The following is a 21,629-nucleotide window of genomic DNA, read 5'->3' as shown; positions in this document are numbered from 1 at the left end:
CGGCAAGAGCCGCACGCTATAGCGTGGCTGCGCCGCTGTGCTCGATCCACGCCACGGCGCGCAGCGGAAACGAGCCCATCCCGCGGATGGGTGCGGGCAGGGCGACCAGCCTGGCGCCGGTGTCGGGCACCGCGTCGAGGTTCGTCATCTGCTCGATGATCGGGATCCCCGCCCCGAGCAGCGTGCGATGACACGGCCGCGTCGGCAGAGACGTGTCGTCGATGTCGAGGGAGTCGATTCCTACCAGCGCCACATTGGCCGCGACCAGCGCATCCGCGACCTCACCGACCAGAAACGGATGCCCGGGGCCCCGGTAGTCGGGCGAACCCCACGCCGCAGACCACCCCGTGTGCACAAGCACCGCCTTGCCCCACAGGCGCGCCGGGTCGCCGAGCAGATCCGGCCCCACCGCGCGAAGTCTCGGAGCGCGGATGATCACGATCGGCACGTTGAACAATCGTTCCAGCGGAAGGTCGGCAACATCGGCGCCATCGGCGTGGAAAAGGAAGGGCGCGTCGATATACGTGCCGGTGTGGCCGACCATGTCCACGCGTGCGATGTCGTAATCCATGCCGATCAGCGGCGACCGCTCACGCGCGACATCCGTGGTGACTCGCGGTCCGGGCAGGCCCGGACAGGTGAGCATGCCGTCCGAGATCGAGTGGGACAACTCCACGATCACTCGGCTCATGCCAGGGACCGTACCGCCGCTCCCACCGAGGAGAGCCGAGGCGCGAGCTCGCCGTCCTCAACCGGTCCGAAAGGCAGGCCCAGCAAACAGGGCAGGTGCACCCGGGCCGGAAAGGGCGCAGAATGGAAGCAGGAAGGTCGTCATGAAACTGCTGAAGGGCCTGCTCGGCGTAGTGCTCGGGATTCTCACGGCCGTGCTCGGCACGGTGCTGGGGCTCTTGGCCGCTGTGCTGTGGCTCGTCGGCGTGGTGCTGTGCGTGACGGTCATCCTGCTACCGGTGGGAATCCCTGTCGTCAAGCTCGCGCGCCGCCTGTTCGGCCTGTCCCGCCAGCTGATGCGTCTTCCCTGACCGCAAATGTCCGATGTCCTTGTCGCGACGGCTGTGGGACGCGATCGCAGTGCACGGCAGGTGTCGGTAAGGGAGAGGTCTTCGCCTCGCTCCTTCGCGGCACCGGATCATCATGCCGTCCGATCCAGCAAACAGCGGGCGTCCCGCAGCCTCGCCGAGCGCGGTTGCGTCGCGACCAGCGAGCTGCCATCCTCGTGTTCATGATCTTCGACGGAAAGGGCGTCCTGCGCCCGGCTCGATGAGCCCCCACTCGGCCACATTCGTGGCCCACGCGCTATCTCTGTCCGCTCTGCACGGTCCCGGCCCTTGGCCGTGTGACGGGTATCCCCTACCGGACGAACCGCCGAACGAAACCGGCCGTAGCGTCCTTCCCAGCGTCGTGTACGACGGCGTCAGCACCCATCACTTCGGGACCGGCGCGCAGCCGGTCGCCGATCTCACCGATCGGATCCTCGCCGACCTCGACGATCCGGCTCGGCTACTCGAGCACTTTGCCGGGATACGGGCCGTGAGCGTCGCCGACGATCTCGTGGGCGAGTTGCGATCCCGGCACTTTCCACGCGAAAAGCTCCGTAACGCAGCGCGATTCGTAACGGAGAACGCCACGCGACGGGAGGCCGCGAAACTCGGCATCGTGCTGCTGGGCACATGTGGTGACGAACGCGACCGCGAGCTCCTCCAACTGCTGGGTTCGCTGGAGGAGTTCGCACTCTTCGCGGTCGTCGCGCTGATGAACACCCAGCCCCATCCCCACCGGGCGGTGTTCGAGCTGGCACAGCGGCTCGAGGGCTGGGGACGGATCCACGCGGTGGAGCGACTGAAGGGCTGCGCCGACCCCGACATCACGGCATGGTTGCTGCGTGGCGGCTTCCGCAACGGCGTGATGAACGAGTACCTCGCCCACCTCGCCGCCACGACCGGCGGTCTCTACGAGGCGCTGCTCGAAGACGACGTCGACGACGCCCTGATCGATGGGGCGGCGGACATCCTCAACGCACTCGCCAAGGGCGGCCCCGCCGAGGACATGCACGACTACGAGGACGCGGTGCCCGCCATGCATCGTTTCGCCGAACACCTCGCCCGTGCCCAACCCACCCTCGGACGGCTCGACGCGGCACTGACCCTCGAACGCCTGGTATCCGGTGACGATTTCGACTGGCCCGACGGCGAACCTGCCCGGCTGCGGGCCAGGTACACCTCCCTCACGGCGCAGCCGCGGTGGCGCGAACTGGTGGCGTCCGAACTCGCCCGCGTCGACTCCGCCGCGGAACCTCGCGGCGCGCGCCGCTCCTACGCGTTCGAGGTCGCGCTCTCCTGCGCGGGACGGCTGGGCATGAACGCCTTCCCGAACGCTCTCGCGCGCTTGCGGTTCGATCACCACAACGCCTACGTTTGGCAGTGGGCGATGCGGCACGCAGACCAGGTCACTGTAGAGCAGGTGGTAGGCCTCGCCGAGCAACTCCTACCGCTCGACCAGCTGACCACGGGCCCATCCGAAGCACTGGGCCTAGGCCCGGACCATCAGGCCGATACGGTCCTCGAGATCATCGTCTGGAATCTGCGCGACCATCCGGGCCACGGCCAGGCACTATTGCCGGTCGCACTCGCCAACCGGGTCGTCCGGTGCCGCCGGGCGGTTCTCACAGTTCTCGACGCCTGGCCGCCGCAGGCGCGCCCGTCCCAGGCGCGCGGCTGGGTCGCCGCGGCCGCGGAGCGCGAGACCAACGCGAAGCTGCGTGCGGACATGCTGGCTTTCCTGGAGGGGTGAAACGGCCCTGCGGTGGGCAACGGATCGCATCGGTAGTTGCCTGCCGCGGGTCGGCGGTGACTGCCCGCGCTGGATCGGAACGAGTCGGGTACAGGCGGACGTCGAAACCCGACACCTATGCCGGGTGCTCCGCACATCCACGCCGAGCGCAGTCGAACCAGCTGATCGACGCCGGCCCGCCAGCGGTATTCGGTCGCTCGACAGGGGCAGCTGTGTGCACCTGGATATGGTTTCCCCGGTCGGAAGTAGACCGCGTCCATCACCCGTCGAAGCGGTCCTCCTTGACGGAGGAGCCATACCTCGCTGTCGAACCTTCTATTTCACAAGATGATTCAGCATGTTCGGGGAATGAAAGCATCGGCGGTTCGCCCGCTGCGAGCGGCGTAGCGGCAGGTAGCGTGTGTCGGTATGGCGACCCCCTTGGCGTATACGGCCACCTATTCCCATTCGGCCGACGCGCTGCGTGCGGCGCTGGCCGACGAGCAGTATTGGAAGGACCGCATCGAGGAGGTCGGCGGGGTCGACGCGCGGCTCGTCGAGTTCGACGCCGCCGAGGACCGCCTGCACGTGCGGCTGGTGCAGACCGTTCCGGCGGCGGAGTTGCCCAGCGGCATCACCGCCGTGCGACCGGAGGGGCTGGTCATCACGCGCACCGAGACCTACACCCGCGAGGGCGGCAGTTTCGAGGCCCGCGTCGAGGGTGTGCCCGCCCAAGTGAGCGGAACCGTCCGGCTCACCGGCGGCGACACCACGACGGTGGCGGTCGTCGACGGCTCGGCCGAGGTCGGCATCCCGTTGTTCGGCAGGAAGATCGAAGCGGCCGTCGTAGCCCGGCTGCTCGACATGCTCACCGTGGAGGCGCAGTTCACCGACACCTGGATCACCGACCACTGACCCGGATGCCGGTTGCCGAGTCCGGAAGTCGGTCGAAGGGCAGTGGCCTCGACACGCAAGCGCGGACGACTGCCGAAGATGAACTCCCTCTGCTACGGATCGACACCGAGAGCGACGCCGATCGTGTCCCACGACTTGTGCAGATCTTCCTCCCAATACCCCCAGGAATGGGTGCCGGTCGGACGTAACTCGAAAGTGGCTGGAACGGCCAACTGGCGCAGTCGCTCCCGGAGCTGACGGGTGCACAGATTGGTGACGGCTTCCAGAGGAGCACCGAAAATCAATTGGTAGGCAAGCTGTATCCCGGAACCGTTCGCGCCGTCGAGTGTGTCGTGTGGTCCGGGTGCTCCGGTACCGGTCGAGACGTAGATCGCGGTTCCCCGCAACTTGTCCGCGTGCAGATACGGGTCGTTGGCCGCCCACGCGGGATCCGTCGGCGGACCCCACATGTTGACCACATTGCCGCGACGCCCGCCCACCACCGCACTCACGATCACCTGACCCTGCGGATCACTGGTACGCACACACCCCGAATACGACCCGATAGCCCGATACAACCCCGGCGCGGCCAACGCCAACTGGAACACCGACGTACCCGCCATCGAGATACCCGCGATCGCGTTCGCCCCGTTCCCCCCGAACGCCGCATCCACCAGCGGAGGCAACTCCCGCGTCAGGAACGTCGCCCAACGCTGCCGTCCCAACACCGGATCATCCGCACGCCAATCCGTGAAATACGAACTCGCACCCCCGAACGGAACAACCACATTCACCTGCTTGTCCCGGAAGAACTCCACCACATCCGTCCGGTCGAGCCAGTTGCCGTCGCTGATACCGCCGTTGGCGCCGTTGAGCAGATAGAACGTCGGTGCGGGTCGAGCCGGATCGGACGCACGCAGAACGCGCACCCGGGTGACGCTGTTCATCGCCGTCGACAACACGCCGAGGTCGAGGACCCGATCGGACTCGGCGCGGATGTCGTGGATCCGGGACCCGTCAGGGGCCGCCACGGATGCGAGATCCGGTTGCGGTTCGGCCGTCGCCGCAGTGTTCGGGCCCGCCGCCATCGCCGCACACACCATGACAGCGAGCAGGATTCGCATTCCTGAACCGTTGAGCGACATGGCATCTCCGATCTCCAGACCGCACCCCGGCCGGTACGCTCGGCTCCACGGGCCGGAGATAGGCGACCGGGCTCTCCAGAACCAGCATCGAGTCAACCGCATCCCGTGAGCCGGTGAGTACGGATACCTCCGACCTTGTGGACGTTCCCAGTGCGACGCCGAGCGAACTGGCCACCCACCCCAACGACCTCGACCGCGCCTTGCCCGCCGACGCATTCGCCGCCTAGCGTTGGCCGTGTTCCGTTCCGCCCGTTCAGGAAGGCCGTGTGTGGATTCCCCTCCCCCGCCGTCATATCACCGCGGCGCGGCGCGGCTGATCGCGGCACTGAGCGCCGTCGCCCTCGGATTCACCGGCAGCACAGCCGGTTCGGTGAACGCCGAGCCGATCACGCCGGAGATGCCGTCATCGATCAGCGCCGCCCCGGATGGGTCGCGTATCGCGGGCGCGGTACAGGGATCGGGACGGCTGGTCGAGCTGACGGTCCACTCCGCCGCGATGGCGAACACCGTAGCCGTACAGGTCCTTCCGGCCGTCGACAGCTCGGCTCCCGCGCCCACCCTGTACCTGCTCAACGGCATCGACGGCGGGGCTGACGGCAACTGGCTCGACCGGACGGATGTGGTGGAGTTCTTCCGGGACAAGCAGGTGAATGTGGTTGTTCCGTTCGGGGGTGCGAGTTCGTATTTCACGGATTGGCGTGCGGATGATCCGGTGTTGGGACGGCAGCGTTGGGCGACGTTCCTGACGCGGGAGTTGCCTCCGCTGGTGGATGCGGCGTTCGGGGGGAACGGGGCGAACGCGATCGCGGGTATCTCGATGGCGGGTACGTCGGTGTTCCAGTTGGCGTTGGCCGCGCCGGGGTTGTATCGGGCTATCGGGTCGTATTCGGGGTGTGTGCGTACCAGTGATCCGCAGGGTCAGGTGATCGTGAGTGCGGTGGTGGGCGGGCGTCGCGGCAATGTGGTCAACATGTGGGGTCCGCCGACGGATCCCGCGTGGGCGGCCAACGACCCGTATCTGCACGCGGACAAGTTGCGGGGAACCGCGATCTACGTCTCGACCGGTACCGGAGCACCCGGACCACACGACACACTCGACGGCGCCGGTATCGAGCATCATCCCGGCAAGCTGTTCGACCAATTACTCATCGGCGGCGTACTGGAGACCTTCGCGGACCACTGCACCCGTCAGCTGCGTGACAGACTGGGTGAGCTGAACATTCCCGCCATATTCGAGCTGCGCGACAACGGCACCCATTCCTGGTCCTACTGGCAGGAAGACCTGCACAGCTCATGGCCGGTGTTCGCCGCCGCGATCGCCGAACAATCCTGACGATCCCAGCCGACGGTCACCCGCGTCGAGCGGTCTGCTCAGGCCGACGCGGCCACCTCTCCGGCGTCGCGCTCGGTGCGGGGCCGATTCGTCGCGGGCCGCCAGCCCAAAGCTGGGGCGATCAGCTCGACGGTGTCGTGCAAGATCTGCTCGTAATCGGCCCGGTAGAACTCGTACGGCAGCTCCAGCCGCAACTCCGAGGTCCGCGTGAGCACCGGATCGGCCCGCAGCCGCTCGATGATCTCCTCGGCGCTTCCGACCACGTCCGGCGCGAACAGGACCCGCCGCTCCCCCTGTGGCGCCAGGGTGCGCTCGTACCTGCTCGCCGCGTACTGCCGGTAACGCTCGCGGGTCGTGCGGTCGGCGCTGTCGAACGGGACGATCACGCGTCCCACCGCAACCCGGCCGGGCCGGACCGGATTCGTCAGTCGGCGGTAGTCGCCGATCAAGCTCAGCTGGGTGGCGGTGAAATCGTCGCTGCGGTCGCCGAAGACGATATTCCCGGTCAGCAGGTTGAGCCCGTTCTCGCCTGCCCAGCGCACCGAACGGCTACTGCCGCCGCCGTACCACAGCCGGTCGATCAAGCCGGGATTGTGCGGCTGCAAGCGGGGTCGCTGGATGTTCCCCGGGGAGTGGATCACCGTGTCGGTGTCACCGAGGTAGTCGCCGCGCAGGTTGTCGATCAGCCTGGTGATCCGTCCGTAGGACAGATCGTAGTTGCGCCACTCCCCGTCGAACACCAGGTTTCCGATCAACTCGGCATGCGGCGGCGTGCCCGCACTGAAACCGGCTTGCAACCGGCCCCGGGAGAGCACGTCGGCCAGCGACAGATCCTCGGCCAGCCGGAACGGGCTCTCGTATCCGATGGGAATCACGGCAGTGCCCAACTCGATCCGGTTGGTGCGCTGCCCGGCGGCGGCCAGGAACACCGCGGCCGACCCGACGCCGTGCTCGAGATGGCGCTGCCGGACCCACGCACCGTCGAAACCGAGGCTCTCACCGTACTCGAACAGCTGCAGTGCGTCCTCGAGCCCCGAGTAGGGGTCGTCGTCGAGATAATTGCCCGGAGTCAGGAACGACAACGTCGTGATCCGGGATGTGGTATCGCTCATGGAGTTCAGCGCCGCTCGTACGGGATCTGCTCACCGGCCTCGATCGCGACCGGAAGCCGATGCTGCGCCGGTGGCAACGGGCAGGTCGCCAGGTCGGTGTAGGCGCAGGGCAGGTAGTCCTGCCGGTCGGCGGCGTAGGCGTCGGTCGGGGTTGCGGTGGCCTGCGCTGTCATGTGGTGCTCCTCTGTCTGTCCTCGGTTCGGCGCTGTCCTCGAGGCCCAGCATTACGCGCGCGGCACCCCGGCGTCCGAGCGTCGCCGCGCCCTCTGTCCGAGGGCGCTGCGCCTCTCCTGGGCGACGCCGAACGGAGGTGATACCGAAGTCAACCGAATGCATGTGCCGACGAACAGGATTGCGATCAGCGCGAACACAAACATTTCGCTCGCGTCACGGAAGGAACAGCCGCCAGAGGATTCGCGGGGAATGATCGGACCGGCTCGTTCGATTCGGGCTGCGCCGATCCATGTCGACCGGCGGAGTTCAACTCACTCGACCAACCGGCGACTCTCGAACTACGGAGCTTGGGGCGTGATCGTCACCGCACTCTCGAGTTCGCGCGTCCTCGGGCTAGTGTCCGCAGCCGTCGTGGTAGTCGAGGCCGGGAGCGTAGAACGACCAGGTGGCCTCGTCGAGTACGGACGACATGCGTCGGCACGCGGTCCGGAGCGGATCGGCGCGCAGTTCCTCGAGCCCACCGAGATCCCAGACAGCGATGGTGTGGTCGGCAGCACCGATTCCCAAGGTATGCCCGTCCGGTGCGAATGCGACCGGCCTCATCGATCCGCCGGTCTCCATCGGAGCGCCGAGTGTGCGCGGACGCTGCCGATCGCTGAGGTCCCACAGTCGGGCGGTGTCGGCGGTCACCGCGAGGGTCCGGCCGTCAGGCGCGAACGCCACCCCGTGAACGGAGTCCGGATAGCCGGGCAGCGGTTGCCCCGACAACGACGGACGGGCGCGGTCGGTGACGTCCCACAGCAGCACGCCCGGATTGCTGCCGCCGGTCACGAGGGTGCGGCCATCCGGGGAGAACATCAGGTGCCTGGCGGTCTGGGATGTGCCACCCAACTCACTGATCGAGCGAGTCACGTCGGCGACGTCGTAGAGGACGACGACGTCGCGCTCGCGCGCGGCCGCGACGGTGCGGCCGTCCGGTGAGAATGCCAGACCCGTCGTCGTGCTGGGTCGCCCGACGGGCTTCGGACTCAGTCGCTTCGGGTTTCCGGGGTCGGTGATGTCCCACAGCATCATGGCCGGATGGCCGGTGACGGCGAGTAACTTGCCGTCTGGAGAAAAGGCGATGGCGCGAACGATATTGGTGAAGTCGGTCAAAGCAGCCCCGACCGGTCGGGGCTCGGTGAGGTCGTCGATGTTCCACAACGTCGTGGTCCGGTCGGATCCGCCGACGGCGAGGATTCGCCCATCCGGGGAGATCGCTGTCGCGGTGATCGTGTTCCCCGGTCGCCGTACCTGCCCGCCGGGCACCCGGCGGCCGGCCTCCAGACTCCACAGCCCGACGGTGTCGCCGGCGGCGACCGCGACGACGGGCCGCCGCTGAGCGAACGCCATTTCCGACGCGTCCGCGCCCAGTCCGCCGAGCGGCGCCGAGAGCCGTTGCGGCCGGTTCGCATCGGTGACGTCCCACAAGATCACCTGGCCGTTGTCGCCGCTGGTGGCCAGCCATCGGCCGTTCGCTGTCAGCGCCTCATGGTTGATGCCGCCGGTGTGCTCGACCGTGAATCGACGGGTCTCCCTGGGTGCGTCCACCGCAGTGACATCCCACCACACCACGGTGTGACCGACGATCGTGACGGCGGAGCGGCCATCCGGAAGAAAGGTGGACAGCCCGGCGTTCCAGAGGTCTGTCGGTGTCGCGGTCGGCCCGGCGGGCGAGTCGTCGTGAGCGACCAACCGCGCGGTACCTGCTTCGAGGGTGAAGAAGGAGACCGCTTCCTGCTCGGAGGTGATGATCAGTGAGGCGTCGGGGGACAGTGCGAGTTGCGCTACGGCCCGAGTGCTCGCGATCCACGATCCGGTGAGACTCTGTGGCGCCCTGGCGTCGCGAACATCCCAGACGCCGACGAGACCGTTGGTATAGCTCACCGCCACTGTCGGCGTCCTGCTCGCGAACGCCACGGATGTAACCCGTGCGGGCACACCGGTGAAGATCGAGCCCACTGTGTCGATCGAGCTCACTACCCGGGGGCCCGGCGTCTCGCTCACGTCCAACAGCATCAGGGTGCTGCCGAAGCCGACGGCCAGCAACCGGCCGTCCGGCGAGAAGCGGAGCGCGCCGACCGGAACGATCTCCATCGCGGGCAACTCGATTCGGGATGGTTTCGCACGATCGGTGATGTCCCACAGTCGCAGGATGCCGGCCCCCGCCGCCGCAAGTAACGTCCCGTTCGGGGACACGGCAAGGAACTCGATCAGGTGGTCGGAAGCCAGTGCGTCGCCCCATCGGGACGGCCGCTCGCCGTCGAGGTTCCACAACTGGAGACTTCTGCCGCCGTCGGCGAGTGCCAGCAGCCGGTTGTCCGGCGCGAAGGCGAGCGGGGTGGCTCGTCCGAATCTGCCCGGCAGCACGGTGGCCAGAGGGCTCCCGGCGAGCGTGTGGACCAGGCTTGCCGTCGTCTCCGGATTCGGCAGGTTGGCGTAGGCGGCCGCGCCCAGCCGCAAGGCCGTGTCGATGTCGGGGGGACTGCCGTTCCTCGCCGCATCCGCCGCCGTGATCAGGGAACGTGCTGCCGCGACCCGTTGCTGATCCAGCGCCTCTTGCTGTGCCCGTACCGCGAGGACCGTCGCGACCAGGGCGAAGACCAGCAGCACGCTCAGCACGGTGACGACACCGCCGATGATTCGCCGGGTGATCCGCCGCTGGCGGATGTCCTCGCCTTCTATCTCGTCCTTGCTGAGTTTGTGGACGGCGGCGGCCAGGGAAGCGACGTCGCTGCGGAACTCACTGTGTTGCAGGGAGAGAGCTTCTTTCCTTGCCCAGCGCAGATCCGCGTAGTTCGGCTCCGCGGAGAACCAACCCGACAGGCAGTCCGGGAGCGCATCCGTACGGTCCCAGTCGAAATCGCCCGTCGCCTCGTCCCAGCAGATCTCCCCACCGGTGAGCGCCACTAGGAATGTCTCCGGGGAACGGTGCGCCCGCCACCACTCGACCTCCCGGCGTACCCACACCGATCGGGCGGCAGGCGGAGAGGCGAGCAGGACGAAGTTGTCCGCCTTCACCAAAGCGCTTTCGATACCGTGCCACAGGCTGGCGTTCACGCCCAGGCCGGTCCTGTCGCGGAAGACCCGCAGCGCGTACGGCCGATACCACCGGCGACCCAGTCCACGCAAAGCGCGCTGCAATGCCGGCGCCAGTTCGGTGTCGAGCGCGTGACTGTAGGACATGAAGACGTCGTAACGACCGGGCTCGGCCATCAGCAGCGCGTCACTCCCGACTTGCCTTGACACACGCCGGGCGGGAAACTCCACGTCAACCGGTTACTCACGGGAACACGCGAGAACTCCGGCGGGGCCTTGGGCAGGCGGTCCAGCACACCGTCTTCGTAGAGCGTCGCACAGCCATCGACTCGCACGAACTCCGGATCGACGCCGGTGATACACACTCCGCCCGGTCGGGTAACTGTGAAGGTGCATGTTCTGGACTTGGGCCCTTCATCGCAGCCGTACCACAGGAATCCGTCCCGCGGCGGTTGATCGTAGATCAACCGCTGTTGAAAGGTCGCTTCCAAGCGCATGACCGTGGTGCCTTCCGGGATCAGCAAGCTGCACGGCGGCGCGGTGTGATCGGCGGCGAGGCCGCATTCCCCTCCGGCGTCCGAGCGGATGAGCATGCTCCACGGGTGATCGCCGTTGGCGAGAATATTGAGCTTCGAGCCGGGCGCGATAGTCGCTCCAGGCTGCGCCGAGTCCGTGGGCGGTGCCTGCGGCTGCGACCGGAACACCGAGTAGGCGATCGCGCCGGCCACAGCCAGGAGAACCACCGCCGCGAACGCGATCACGATGCGCCGCTTCGAATGGCTGTTCTGGTTCGGCTCCGAATTGGTCGTATGGCTGATCGGGCGCTGGGACATCGCCTCCCCTTCGGCTGTCCGGCTGGCAAACGCCGACAACTGCCCGAAGTCCAGTTCTGCGAAGGGGTTTCGGGTTGCCGTCACCGACGCAGGGCCAGTTTATTCGACCGCGCGACGGTAGAGGCGGGGAATGACGAACATGCTCGGCGGCGACGCCCGTTCTATCGAGTTCGAGCGCAAGGGAATCCGGGGAGGATACCGAGTTCGCCGCCTACGCGCCGGATGGATCTCCTATCTTCGCTACCGACGCGACCGTGCCACGTTGCCCCGCGGCACGGCATCCATGGGAACGCCCGTTCGGCGCCGAGTCGGCCACCGCGTCCTCGACGCAGGAGTAGATGGGCAGTTGAGCGTCGAGGTCGATGAGGGTCACGATGCGGGCCAGGACCGAGCGGCCGACCACGCACAGTCGCATACCCTGATGTCGGCATCTCTCGGATTCCTCCGCCAAGACCAGCAGGGAACGGCATGCCATGAAATCGAGCCCGGTGGTATCGATCACGATCGGATTCGGCGCCGCGGTAGCCGCGGCGGCCTCGCGCAGTAATCGGCGCCACGTCGGCAGTGTGTAGGCGTCGATTTCGCCACGAGCATGGAGAACGACCGCGCTACCGCGGTGTTCGATGGTGGCGTTCAGTCTGCGGCGAGCATCCTCCGGCTCATCGGTTGGTGGGTGCAGGGGGCCGGATTGACCGTGCAGTGCTGTGCTCATACGGGCACTCGATTCGTTTCGCGCGTATCGCGCTCGACATTAGGGCCCACCCTGCATCCTCAAGACAGACCTGTCTTTCTTTCCTAACATAGACAGGCCTGTCTGTACAGCGATATCGTGACGGGGAGATGGCGACTCCGAACCTTTCCCACGCCGCACCCGCGGTACCTGCCCGGGAGCGAATCCTGACGACGGCATACACGTTGTTCACCCGGCGTGGCGTCCGGGCGGTGGGCACCGACGAGGTGATCGCGGCGTCCGGTGTCGCCAAGGCCACACTGTATCGGCATTTTCCGTCCAAGGACGATCTCGTCCTCGCGGTGCTGCAGCGCCGCGAGCAGCTGTGGACACTCGGCCTGGTCGAGAAGCAGTCCCGTTTGCTCGGCAACACACCGGAAGAGCAACTGCTGGCGATCTTCGACGTCTTCCACGACTGGTTCCAGCGGCGCGAGGATTTCGACGGCTGCTCGTTCATCAACGTGCTGCTCGAACTCGGCGCGGGACATCCGGCCGGGCAGGCAAGCATCGGATATCTGGACAATATCCGGGGCATCGTACGCAGCCGTGCCGAGGCGGCGGGATTGTGCGACCCGGACGATTTCGCCCGCTCCTGGCACATCCTGATGAAGGGCTCGATCATCTCCGCCGCCGAGGGCGACCTCGAGGCCGCCCGGCGCGCGAAGCGCATGGCCCGCATGCTCATCGAGCAGCACCGACCGGTCGAGCCATGACGAAGCGGGCCCTGCGCCGCCATGGACGCGTCTTCGCGCGCAGCACATTTGTTGACACACTGCCAACAGGGCCGGAAGTCGTCACCTACCGCCGTAGCCGTCGTCGGATTCACACACGGCTCGCAGACACGGCACGAATGGAACCTCAGCTGTTGCCGTAGACACGATCCGGCACGATCAGCACCACCGCACGACGTTCGGCGGCCATCACCCTGTCGTACTCTTCCCAGTCCTCGTGGACGCCACCGGCCGCGGTGAACACCTCACGCAGCAGAAGCCGCAGCCGCTCGGCATCGATGCCGGACACCGGGTCGTCCGGCCCGGCGATCCAGACCGGCCCCTCGACGGCGGCCCACTGCCAACCGACCCGGACGACGATCGTCATACGCGCCCGGGCACGTAGGTTGTCCAGTTTGCGGGCATCGCCGCGCACCACGATCCCCACCACGTCCGTACCGGTCTCAGGGTGCGCCAAGACACCCGCGTTCACCACAGACGACTGAATCGTTTCGTCCGCCCGGAGGGTCGAGACGACGCAGAGTCCGTGGTCGCCCGCGATCAGCCGAGCGAATTCCGCCAGATCGGTCATGTCGAGAGTTTACGTAGCCAGCACTGGAAGGTTGCTGTGCAATCGCCACTCGATCGGTACCTCTGCCGGATAGGCGGTCCCGTGCCGCTGGGTAAATGGCAGTTCGCGGGGTAGTCCCGAGACGATTGCCACGTCGGCGTTGCCGGGCTGTCCTTCGGTCGGGCTACACGCGCCGCAATCGGCATGAAAACGCGAATGCAGAGCAACCCAAAGGCTGGTACGCATCATGGTGCTACAGGTCCTCGGTGCCCATCTCGCCGGCGTCGAATCTCGATCGCGGGCCGCGTCGTGACCGCAGAGGCTCCTTCGTCCTCGTCCCAGTCGGTGGTGCGCACCGATCGACCCGAGCGATACGGCAAGCAGCTGGTCGCGCATCTCGGGCGACGCAGCGGCGGTTCATGGTCGGCGGACTCCGCCTCGGGCTGGATCGACTTCGAAGTCGGGCGAGCGACCCTCACCGCCCGTGAAGGCGAACTGCATCTGCGCATCGACGCGGCCGCCGAGGATCTGCCGCGGCTCGAGGATGTGCTCGCGAGACATCTCGTCCGGTTCGGCGAGCGCGACCATCTGAGTGTGACGTGGCAGCGAGACCTTTCCGGGCCGGATTCGACCGATCCGCGAAGTGGCCGCCTGCCGGACAACTGACGCTCCCACCACGGCGGGGTCGACCCGATGTCGACAAGCGATGACGACCGACCAATCCTCGAGCTTGCTCGCCGTAGCCGTTACCGACGACGAGCAGTCGCGCCGACCGGAACCTACCCGAGTCTGCCGCCTGACCAGGACGGTTGTTTCGACGGCCCGCGCCGGGCGGCGGCACCGACCGGATCCGATCTTCAGCCGACTGTCAGTAGACCGAGGGCGGCGGCGGCCGCGGCGAGCCCGAACGCCTGGCTCCGGGTCAAGCGTTCGCCGAGCGCCGCGATGCCGAGGAGAACGGGGATCGAGGGGTAGAGGGACGACAGCACGACGGCGATCACGACCAGTTCTTCCCGGGTCGCCAGCAGGTAGCAGACCAGAGCGAGGGCGGCCAGGACCCCGGTGACGAGTGACAGGATGATGGCGAGCGCGGTGGCACGCGGGCGGCGGGGCATGGTCCGATGCAGCAGCGGCAGGAGGGTGGCGATCGCGGCCAGGCGTCCGGTGACAACGGGCCAGGTTCCGGCCGCCGCGTCGGCTTGTGCCAGCGCGAGGTACTGGAGGGCGATGCCCGTGCCTGCGAGCAGTGCGTCCACGGTCGCGGCTGTCGATCTGCCCGCGGTGCCGTGGCCGTGCGAGACGAGCCAGAGTGCTGGAATCGCCGCCACGATCCCCGCCCAGGCCAGAAGCGATGGCCGTTCGCCGAGCCACAGCGCCCCGATCAACACCGGCAGCGTCACACCGCTGACCGCGCTGACCGGGACGACCACGCTCATGGCGCCTCGGCTGATCCCGCGGAAGAGCAACAGCATGCCGACCGCCGTACCGGCCCCCGAGATGGCACCCCACGCAAGACTTTTCCAATCCGCCGCGGCGGCGAACAACGGCGCGGTGACCAGGGCGACGATCAGGCCGCCGACTTGTCCGAAGAACGCGACGACGAGGAAGTGAGCGCGTCGCGCCAGCAGGCCACCGGTGAAATCGGACAGACCGTACGCGGCCGCGGAAACCAACGCCAGCGTGGCGCCCGACGTCATCCGGTTCGCTCCCGCTCTGCTTGTCCGACCGGGCAGATGGCATCGGTTGTGCAACAGCGACGGTCACACAGGCGGCACAACAGATCGGCGTCGCCCACCTCGCCGTACAGCCCGGTCAGCAACTTGCCGAGCAACTCGGACAGGGCGGCGCGTTCGGACGGGTCCAGGACGGCCAGGGCTCGGGTCAACCGATCCCTGCGTGCGGCGAGAATGCCGGCAGCCGCGGTGCGGCCTCGCCGCGTCAACCGGATGGACACCTCACGGCCCTGACCCGGCCGCCGTTCGACCAATCCACGTTGCAGGAGCCCGTCGATCATCCGCGCCGCCGCGGACTGACTCAGACCCACCCGCCTGCCGAGCTCGGTACCGCTCAGCGCGGCGGAGGTCGCCAGCACCACGAGTGCCGAGGCAGCCCTTGGGCCGGCCCCTGACATCTCGGTCACGTCCTCGAGCATCAGATCGGTCACCGCCAGCGCCGCGGCTCCGAGCAGATTGCCGGTGCGGTCATCATGCATGACTCATGCATAACACGATGGACGTGAATACACCATGAGTCGAGCGTGATTCGATTCGCTGGTCGACAAATTCGATAAAAGCCGATCAATCCGTTGCCCGTGCGACTCGGCCGAGTCACCGCGGATGCGGGATCACCTACGGTGGTGGGCACGGCTCGACCTCGACATCGCTTCTGGTCGGGCGCGATCGTCGCTAAGCTGACGCCGTCGAAGGCCGCCCCTCCGAACATGCGCGGTGTCGCGGGGCACAGGCTCAGAGTCGCGCGCGGAGCGGTGAGGTGTGCGATGCGGGACAGCTGGTGGCGGCGGACGGTTGCGGCGGCGGCTTGTGGCGCCGGCGTCCTGGCGGGGCTGCCGGTGAGCGCGGCGGCGGATCCGGTTGCGGACGTCGGCGTCGTGTGGTTGTGCCGACCGGATCGGGCCGATGATCCGTGCCGAGCGAGTTCGGCGACAACGGTACGCCGGGCCGGGCAGCCGGACGTGCGGGACGAACCGGCGGCGAACGATTCGGGCTCGGACTGCTTCTACGTCTATCCAACGGCATCGTTGGAACCGACCCCCAACGCCGATACCTCGGTGACTCCGGAGATCCGAGCCGTAGCCGAACAACAGGCGGCCCGCTTCTCCCAAGTCTGCCGGATATACGCGCCGGTGTACCGGCAGCGAACCCTGGCCGCGCTGGCGGCGGAGAAGGCGTATACCTTCGAGCAGCGCGCCGACATGGCGCGGATCGCCTACGAGGACGTGCTGCGGGCCTGGCGGCAGTTCGTCGGCGAGCGCCGAGACGGCAGACCGGTGGTGTTGATCGGACATTCGCAGGGCACACGCATGTTGCGTCAACTGATCAGGGAGGAAATCGACCCGCGGCCGGAGGTACGAGATCGGATCGTGTCCGCGATCCTGCTCGGCGGCAATGTGGTCGTACCGAAGAACCGCGACGTCGGCGGCGATTTCCAGCATCTGCCGCTGTGCCGCGCCGAGCAGCAGACAGGGTGTGTGCTCGCCTGGCAGACATACGACGAGACTCCCCCACCGGACAGCCGATTCGGTCGCAACCCCGTGACTCCTGAGCCACTCCCACGTCCGTATGGCGACGACTACGAAGTCGCCTGCACCAACCCCGTTTCTCTGGACCGCAACGAATCTCGCGTCGCCGCCAGTGTCCTGCGCGTGAATCCGGTGCCCAGCCCGCTCGGCGTCGAACTGGCATTGCGGGACGGAACGTCCGCTGTCGTCGCGCCGACCCCGTGGCTCGATCCCGCCGAACGCTACCGGCTCCAGTGCTTGCGCAACGGCGACACGAACGTGCTGATGGCGACTCCGGAGCCGGGAAGCCCCGACTTGTACGCCGTGCCGGACGCGACGTGGGGTCTGCACCTCGCCGATGTGGAGATCGCGTTGGGTGATCTGGTGCGCATCGTGGCCACCCAGGGCCGCGCCTACCATGCCGCCCACCGCTGACAATCCACCGAGCGCGACCAACCGTGGATGAATCCGCCACGGACGGTGTCCCGGTCGAGCCCAGCCATAACGGACGACACGGACAAAACAGACGCCGACCGCGCTGCGCGGGACAGCCTCTCCGGGTCCAGAGAAGTGCAGCGCATGGCGCGCATCGGGGAGCTACGAAAGCCGGGACGAGCTCACAGCAGGTTGGCGGTGCGGGATGCCAGCCACATGGTGTGCTCGCGACTGATGGCTTCTTCTGCGTCCGCGACGGCCTGCGGCCATTCGGCTTCCGAGACATCGGCCAGTTTGTCGGCTTGCAAGGCCAGTTCGTTCGCTGCCGTGGCGTAGGCAGAGTTCCGTGCCGCGTACTGCTTGATGCCCATCCATGCGGTACCCGCGGCGATGCAGGCGGCGATAACACCTGACCAGTCGATCTCCCAGATGCCGAACGCGCGCAACCCGGCCAACACCAATCCCAGAACTTCTCCGAAAACCAGTGCAACACGCCACCGAGACATCTTCTGCTTCGCGTCCTCGGCTTTGTTCGCGTACCACCGACGCTGGTCTTCGGTGCGGTCCCGGAGGTAGACAGCCTTGCGCTCCGTGAACGGGGCGGCTCGCAATGTCTGCATCGCGGACGTGGCGACGGCATCGCCCGCTCCGATCGGAATCTGGTTGCCGAACTCCGCGGCGATGGCGGCAAGGCGGTCCCGCATCGCGGCGCGGGCATCGGCCGCGCTCATCGAGGGCAGGAACGGAGCAGCGCCCGCCGCATATCGCCATGCCAAGGTCTTGGCGGACTCCGCGAGCGCGCGCCCGGAATACCAGTCCTGCTCCGGCCGCACAGTGCTCGACACGATCTCCGCTGCCAGCGCGGCGGCGAACCCGAGCAGTGCCACCACACCCCATACATTGACGGCGCCTGCCTTCCAGGTCAGCGCTCCGCCGACCGCGGCGAACACCGTCCCGCCGAGCCGAATGCGGTTGAGCCGCAGCGTCATCTGCTGCCCCCGCAACGACGCCGCGTCCGCACTGCGCCAGAACGCGGGCATGTCCGCATCGGACATCCGACTCATGTGTCCCCCTCCACCAATACGCGAACCCAGGAATGATGACACGGAATAGAGCACCGCGAGGGGCGAACTTCAGGTGTAGAGAGTCCTGGGCCGTCGAGCTCCCCCGCGTTCTGGCTGGCCGCGATGCGCGATGCGCTTTCCAACCGGATCATCGGCTGGAAGTAGTTGGGAGTCGGTTTCCGCCAACGGGTTCCAGTCGGAACCAGATGATCCGCTCTCCACCCGAGCGGGTGCCTCACGTACCTGGTCGCCGGTTGTCGACTCAGCGCCCGTGGCCGACAGCTCCGGCACCCCGGACCACTGTTCTCCGCAATGCCGCAACCGCATTCGCCTTACCGCAAGCAACATGCGTGAATGCGCATATCTACGTAGGAACATATAAGTTCCCGCCGACCCGCTGGCGGGTTGCCGTTGCGCACATCCGGCGCGGGGCGCATTTGTTTCGGATCATCAGTGCATCGGTGGCAGACGGGCGGTCGCCACTTAGCGCCGGCGCCCGTCTCGGGCTCGTCATCGCTACTCGCCGACATATCGGCTTCCCGAAGAGACTCGCACTTCGGCGCCTGTGAATGCGGCGAGCATTACGGCTTCACCGACATTGCCGAGCGGTGGAACGGCCACGGCCGTCGCGGACGCGAGCAACAGCAGTCCTGTGCTCAGCAACGGAGAGAGGCGCCCTTCGCTGCGCCACAATACGATTCCGGCGGCGAGCAGCACCGCAGTCACGACGAGCGCGGGCACCGGAGGTGCCGGGGATTCGGCAGAATAGCGAAGGGTATCGGCGAACCAGCGGGGCACGAGTCGCAGGTGCGGCAGTTCGGTGAGCACGCCCCACGCCACCAATGCGACGGTGAGCACCAGCGCCGACCGCCGCCACCGCGGGCTCGCTCCGGTTCGGTCGGCCGCCCAGAGCACCAGCAGCGGGGTCAGCAGGGCGTGGCCGACGAATCGGCCGAGACTCAGAGCATGCAGCAACGCCCCCTCCCCCAGCGTCGCTCCGAGCCCGACGATCGCCGAGTCGTAAGCCACGCCGATGCCCACCAGGCCCAGCAACCAGATCCGGGGGATTCGGGTGATGCGAGTCCACAGCAGCACCACGCAGGCCAGCTGGATGCAGGCAGTCAGTAGCAGGACGGCGGACACCATAACGAACTGGAGAGTACCCGGAATCTTCACCGCGCCTCTGAGCCCGCGTCAGTGGTGCGGCCCGGGCAGCGCCGGGCCGCCGGTGGCTGTTATCAGCCTATCCATTTAAATTCTGGCCATGGCGATCGTGGCAGTCCTGGCTCCTGACAACGCGCTCGGTTTCGAAGTAATGCTCCCGGGCTTCGTGTTCGGCGCCGCGAATTCTGTGAGCGGGCGAAAGCATTACGAAATCCGGATTGTCACGATCGGCGGCACTGCCGCCATCGCCCCCGTGCACGGCGTGGTGCGACTGCAGACGGACTGGGCTCTCGACAGCGTCGCCGATGCCGACATAGTCCTCGTGCCGGGGCAATCCGAGTTCCAGCGTGAACCCGCCGACTGCGTTCGCGAGGCGCTGCTGGACGCGGCCGCGCGCGGAGCACGGATGGCTTCCGTCTGCGTCGGCGCGTTCACTCTTGCCGCGACCGGACTGCTCGACGGGCAACGGGCGACCACCCATTGGGAACACGCCGCCGAGCTGGCGCGCCGGTATCCGCTCGTCGAGGTGGACGCTTCGGTGCTGTTCATCGACAACGGCGCGGCACTCACCTCGGCTGGGGCAACGGCGGGGCTCGATTTGTGCCTGCACATGGTTCGCCGGGATCTCGGCGCCAAGGTGGCCGCCGACACCGCCCGCCGGATCGTGATGCCGCCGCAGCGAGACGGTGGGCAAGCGCAATTCATCACCTACACCGACCCCGAAAGCCCGGACACATCGCTGCAACCGGTCCTCGACTGGATGCAGGTCAACCTGCACCGCCCGCTCACCCTCGACGACATCGCCGCGCACGGGGCGATCAGCGTGCGCAGCCTCAATCGCCGGTTCCGTGCCGAGATCGGGACCACTCCCTTGCAATGGTTGCTACGCGCCCGTGTGCATCGTGCGCAGCAGCTGCTCGAGACCACCGACCTGTCGATCGACCGCATCGCAGAGGAGGCAGGCTTCGGCGCCGCCACGACCCTGCGCTACCACTTCGCCCGGCTGACCTGGACGTCTCCGCAGGCCTACCGCAACAACTTTCACCATTCCGGCCGTGCCATGCGGTCCGTGGATCACCACCAGGGGCCGACCTGTCGGATGGCCGAGTCCACGCACTGAGCTACGAACAAACTGTGGCCGGATCTGGGCAATAGATGGCTATCTGGCCACTGGGCGGCCGCTACTTCCGGGCACACACTGAGTGCGCACATTTCGGAAGGAGCACGATGACCGTTCAAAACGCCGATCCGACCCAGTTCGCACTGCCCGCTTCGGATCTCGCCGTGGCCGCGGACGCGCTGGTGGCCGAGGTGTCGCCGCCGCTGGTCTACAACCACTGCGTGCGCGCCTACCTGTATGCGCGGGAGTTGGCCGCGGTCGACGGGTTGCGGGCCGGCGCGGACTACGACGACGAGCTGCTGTATCTCAGCTGTCTACTGCACGACCTCGGGGCGACGGACTTTGCGAACGGCGACCAGCGTTTCGAGATAGACGGAGCCGACGCGGCGGCGGAGTTCCTCAGGAGCAAGGGTGTAGACGAGCAGCGGGTGCAGACGGTGTGGAACGCTGTCGCCCTGCACACCAGCGACGGCATCGCGCGTCGTTTCGGTACGGTCGAGGCGCTGATGCAGATGGGTACCGGAGCCGACATCGCCGGGCTGCGGCGCGAACAGCTACCCGACGGTTTCGCTGATCGAGTGCATGCGGTGTGGCCACGCTACGACCTCGGCTACGCATTCGGTGAGATTCTGGCCCGGCAGGTGCGTGACAATCCCGCCAAGGGCAGCTGGTTCACCTTCCCGGGCCAGCTCTGCCAGCTTTACTACCCGACGCACGCGCCGACCACGTGGTTCGACGTCGTCGAGGACGCCGGCTGGAACGACCGACCGGTACGGATCGGTGACCGTAGCCTCGGAGCCCGGCGGCCCACCGAACTGGCCTCGCTGTTCGCGCGGTACTTCAACGCCGGTGCCCTCGACGCGCTGATGTCGCTGTACGAGCCGACGGCGCTGCTGTTCCCGAGCCCCGGTGATCGGCGATCCGGCGCCGAGGCAATCCGGAGTTCGCTCGCCGCGATGATCGACTCCGGGGCGACGATCCAGTTGCGAGTCCGCCGCGTGCACGTGGTCGGGGAGCTGGCTCTGATCTCCAACGAAGCCACCGTGTCGGGCGCGCCGCCGGTCGGTGACCCGGTGATCTCCACTTCGACCGAGATCGCACGGCGCGGGAGCGACGGGTCGTGGCGGTATGTGCTCGACGACCTGTATTTCTCCCTATGAGCGGGTCGGACGCGCGCACCGGAATTCCTTGGCGCGCACATCGTTCGATGACCTCCGCGCCGTGCGGTGATCGCGAGCGCC

At 67.3% G+C, this 21,629-nt stretch carries 21 protein-coding genes; 9 read left to right on the top strand and 12 right to left on the bottom strand.

Going from position 1 to position 21,629, the window contains the following annotated elements; translation table 11 throughout:
- Nucleotides 1–16: 16 nt before the first annotated feature.
- Entirely contained in the window at nt 17–691 is a 675-nt protein-coding gene (locus tag K8O92_23805; protein UAK30887.1) for a cyclase family protein, read from the bottom strand.
- A gap of 142 nt (nt 692–833) precedes the next feature.
- Here K8O92_23805 and K8O92_23800 point away from each other — a divergent pair, with 142 nt between their 5' ends.
- The 3 genes from K8O92_23800 to K8O92_23790 all read left to right on the top strand — a co-directional run bounded on the left by K8O92_23800 (nt 834) and on the right by K8O92_23790 (nt 3,702).
- Nucleotides 834–1,040 (top strand): hypothetical protein, encoded by a 207-nt coding sequence (locus K8O92_23800; protein ID UAK30886.1) that lies wholly within the window; start codon nt 834–836, stop codon nt 1,038–1,040.
- 238 nt (nt 1,041–1,278) lie between these two features.
- A complete protein-coding gene (locus K8O92_23795) occupies nt 1,279–2,808 on the top strand; it encodes a hypothetical protein (protein ID UAK30885.1) in 1,530 nt (509 codons plus the stop codon).
- A gap of 408 nt (nt 2,809–3,216) precedes the next feature.
- The gene (locus K8O92_23790) at nt 3,217–3,702 is read left to right on the top strand and encodes a DUF2505 domain-containing protein (GenBank protein ID UAK30884.1); all 486 of its coding nucleotides are present in this window, start codon (nt 3,217–3,219) and stop codon (nt 3,700–3,702) included.
- Nucleotides 3,703–3,794: 92 nt separating this feature from the next.
- Here the strand turns inward: K8O92_23790 and K8O92_23785 are convergent, their stop codons facing one another.
- Nucleotides 3,795–4,826, bottom strand: a complete 1,032-nt coding sequence (locus K8O92_23785; protein UAK30883.1) for an esterase family protein — start codon at nt 4,824–4,826, stop codon at nt 3,795–3,797.
- A gap of 397 nt (nt 4,827–5,223) precedes the next feature.
- Between K8O92_23785 and K8O92_23780 the strand changes: the two genes are divergently transcribed.
- On the top strand, nt 5,224–6,159 hold the full coding sequence (locus tag K8O92_23780; protein UAK35906.1) for an esterase family protein: 936 nt from the start codon (nt 5,224–5,226) through the stop codon (nt 6,157–6,159).
- Between the two features lie 38 nt (nt 6,160–6,197).
- On the opposite strand, the gene K8O92_23775 is transcribed toward K8O92_23780, so the two are convergent.
- The 5 genes from K8O92_23775 to K8O92_23755 all read right to left on the bottom strand — a co-directional run bounded on the left by K8O92_23775 (nt 6,198) and on the right by K8O92_23755 (nt 12,068).
- Entirely contained in the window at nt 6,198–7,271 is a 1,074-nt protein-coding gene (locus K8O92_23775; GenBank protein UAK30882.1) for an LLM class flavin-dependent oxidoreductase, read from the bottom strand.
- A gap of 5 nt (nt 7,272–7,276) precedes the next feature.
- The gene (locus tag K8O92_23770) at nt 7,277–7,444 is read right to left on the bottom strand and encodes a DUF1684 domain-containing protein (GenBank protein ID UAK30881.1); all 168 of its coding nucleotides are present in this window, start codon (nt 7,442–7,444) and stop codon (nt 7,277–7,279) included.
- 394 nt (nt 7,445–7,838) lie between these two features.
- Entirely contained in the window at nt 7,839–10,700 is a 2,862-nt protein-coding gene (locus tag K8O92_23765; protein UAK30880.1) for a TIR domain-containing protein, read from the bottom strand.
- Nucleotides 10,700–11,440, bottom strand: a complete 741-nt coding sequence (locus K8O92_23760) for a hypothetical protein (GenBank protein UAK30879.1) — start codon at nt 11,438–11,440, stop codon at nt 10,700–10,702. Before K8O92_23760 ends, K8O92_23765 begins: the two co-directional genes overlap by 1 nt.
- A gap of 127 nt (nt 11,441–11,567) precedes the next feature.
- Nucleotides 11,568–12,068, bottom strand: a complete 501-nt coding sequence (locus K8O92_23755) for an anti-sigma factor antagonist (GenBank protein UAK30878.1) — start codon at nt 12,066–12,068, stop codon at nt 11,568–11,570.
- Between the two features lie 128 nt (nt 12,069–12,196).
- Here K8O92_23755 and K8O92_23750 point away from each other — a divergent pair, with 128 nt between their 5' ends.
- Complete coding sequence (locus tag K8O92_23750; GenBank protein ID UAK30877.1) at nt 12,197–12,799, top strand: TetR/AcrR family transcriptional regulator; 603 nt, start codon at nt 12,197–12,199, stop codon at nt 12,797–12,799.
- A gap of 145 nt (nt 12,800–12,944) precedes the next feature.
- Here K8O92_23750 and K8O92_23745 read toward each other — a convergent pair whose 3' ends face one another.
- Complete coding sequence (locus K8O92_23745) at nt 12,945–13,388, bottom strand: pyridoxamine 5'-phosphate oxidase (protein UAK30876.1); 444 nt, start codon at nt 13,386–13,388, stop codon at nt 12,945–12,947.
- A gap of 195 nt (nt 13,389–13,583) precedes the next feature.
- Between K8O92_23745 and K8O92_23740 the strand changes: the two genes are divergently transcribed.
- Complete coding sequence (locus K8O92_23740) at nt 13,584–14,033, top strand: DUF2218 domain-containing protein (GenBank protein ID UAK30875.1); 450 nt, start codon at nt 13,584–13,586, stop codon at nt 14,031–14,033.
- Between the two features lie 191 nt (nt 14,034–14,224).
- Here K8O92_23740 and K8O92_23735 read toward each other — a convergent pair whose 3' ends face one another.
- Both K8O92_23735 and K8O92_23730 read right to left on the bottom strand, forming a co-directional pair.
- Nucleotides 14,225–15,064 (bottom strand): DMT family transporter, encoded by an 840-nt coding sequence (locus tag K8O92_23735; protein UAK30874.1) that lies wholly within the window; start codon nt 15,062–15,064, stop codon nt 14,225–14,227.
- Nucleotides 15,061–15,579 carry a MarR family transcriptional regulator gene (locus K8O92_23730; protein ID UAK30873.1) on the bottom strand — a complete coding sequence of 173 codons (519 nt, stop codon included), beginning with the start codon at nt 15,577–15,579 and terminating at the stop codon, nt 15,061–15,063. Before K8O92_23730 ends, K8O92_23735 begins: the two co-directional genes overlap by 4 nt.
- A 285-nt stretch (nt 15,580–15,864) precedes the next feature.
- On the opposite strand from K8O92_23730, the gene K8O92_23725 reads away from it, so the two are divergent.
- Nucleotides 15,865–17,040 (top strand): DUF3089 domain-containing protein, encoded by a 1,176-nt coding sequence (locus K8O92_23725; GenBank protein ID UAK30872.1) that lies wholly within the window; start codon nt 15,865–15,867, stop codon nt 17,038–17,040.
- A 182-nt stretch (nt 17,041–17,222) separates the two neighbouring features.
- Here K8O92_23725 and K8O92_23720 read toward each other — a convergent pair whose 3' ends face one another.
- Nucleotides 17,223–18,104: a DUF4231 domain-containing protein gene (locus tag K8O92_23720; GenBank protein UAK30871.1), complete on the bottom strand. Its 882-nt coding sequence runs from the start codon at nt 18,102–18,104 to the stop codon at nt 17,223–17,225.
- A gap of 516 nt (nt 18,105–18,620) precedes the next feature.
- The gene (locus K8O92_23715; protein UAK30870.1) at nt 18,621–19,250 is read right to left on the bottom strand and encodes a hypothetical protein; all 630 of its coding nucleotides are present in this window, start codon (nt 19,248–19,250) and stop codon (nt 18,621–18,623) included.
- A 118-nt stretch (nt 19,251–19,368) separates the two neighbouring features.
- Here K8O92_23715 and K8O92_23710 point away from each other — a divergent pair, with 118 nt between their 5' ends.
- Nucleotides 19,369–20,388 (top strand): helix-turn-helix domain-containing protein, encoded by a 1,020-nt coding sequence (locus K8O92_23710; GenBank protein ID UAK30869.1) that lies wholly within the window; start codon nt 19,369–19,371, stop codon nt 20,386–20,388.
- A gap of 107 nt (nt 20,389–20,495) precedes the next feature.
- A complete protein-coding gene (locus tag K8O92_23705) occupies nt 20,496–21,548 on the top strand; it encodes an HD domain-containing protein (protein ID UAK30868.1) in 1,053 nt (350 codons plus the stop codon).
- Nucleotides 21,549–21,629 lie beyond the last annotated feature (81 nt).

The organism is Nocardia asteroides (genome assembly GCA_019930625.1).
In the GTDB taxonomy this organism is placed as follows: Bacteria; Actinomycetota; Actinomycetes; order Mycobacteriales; family Mycobacteriaceae; genus Nocardia; species Nocardia sputi.
The sequence above is the reverse complement of the archived record's forward strand: the minus strand, read 5'-3'. Positions and strand labels throughout refer to the sequence as shown.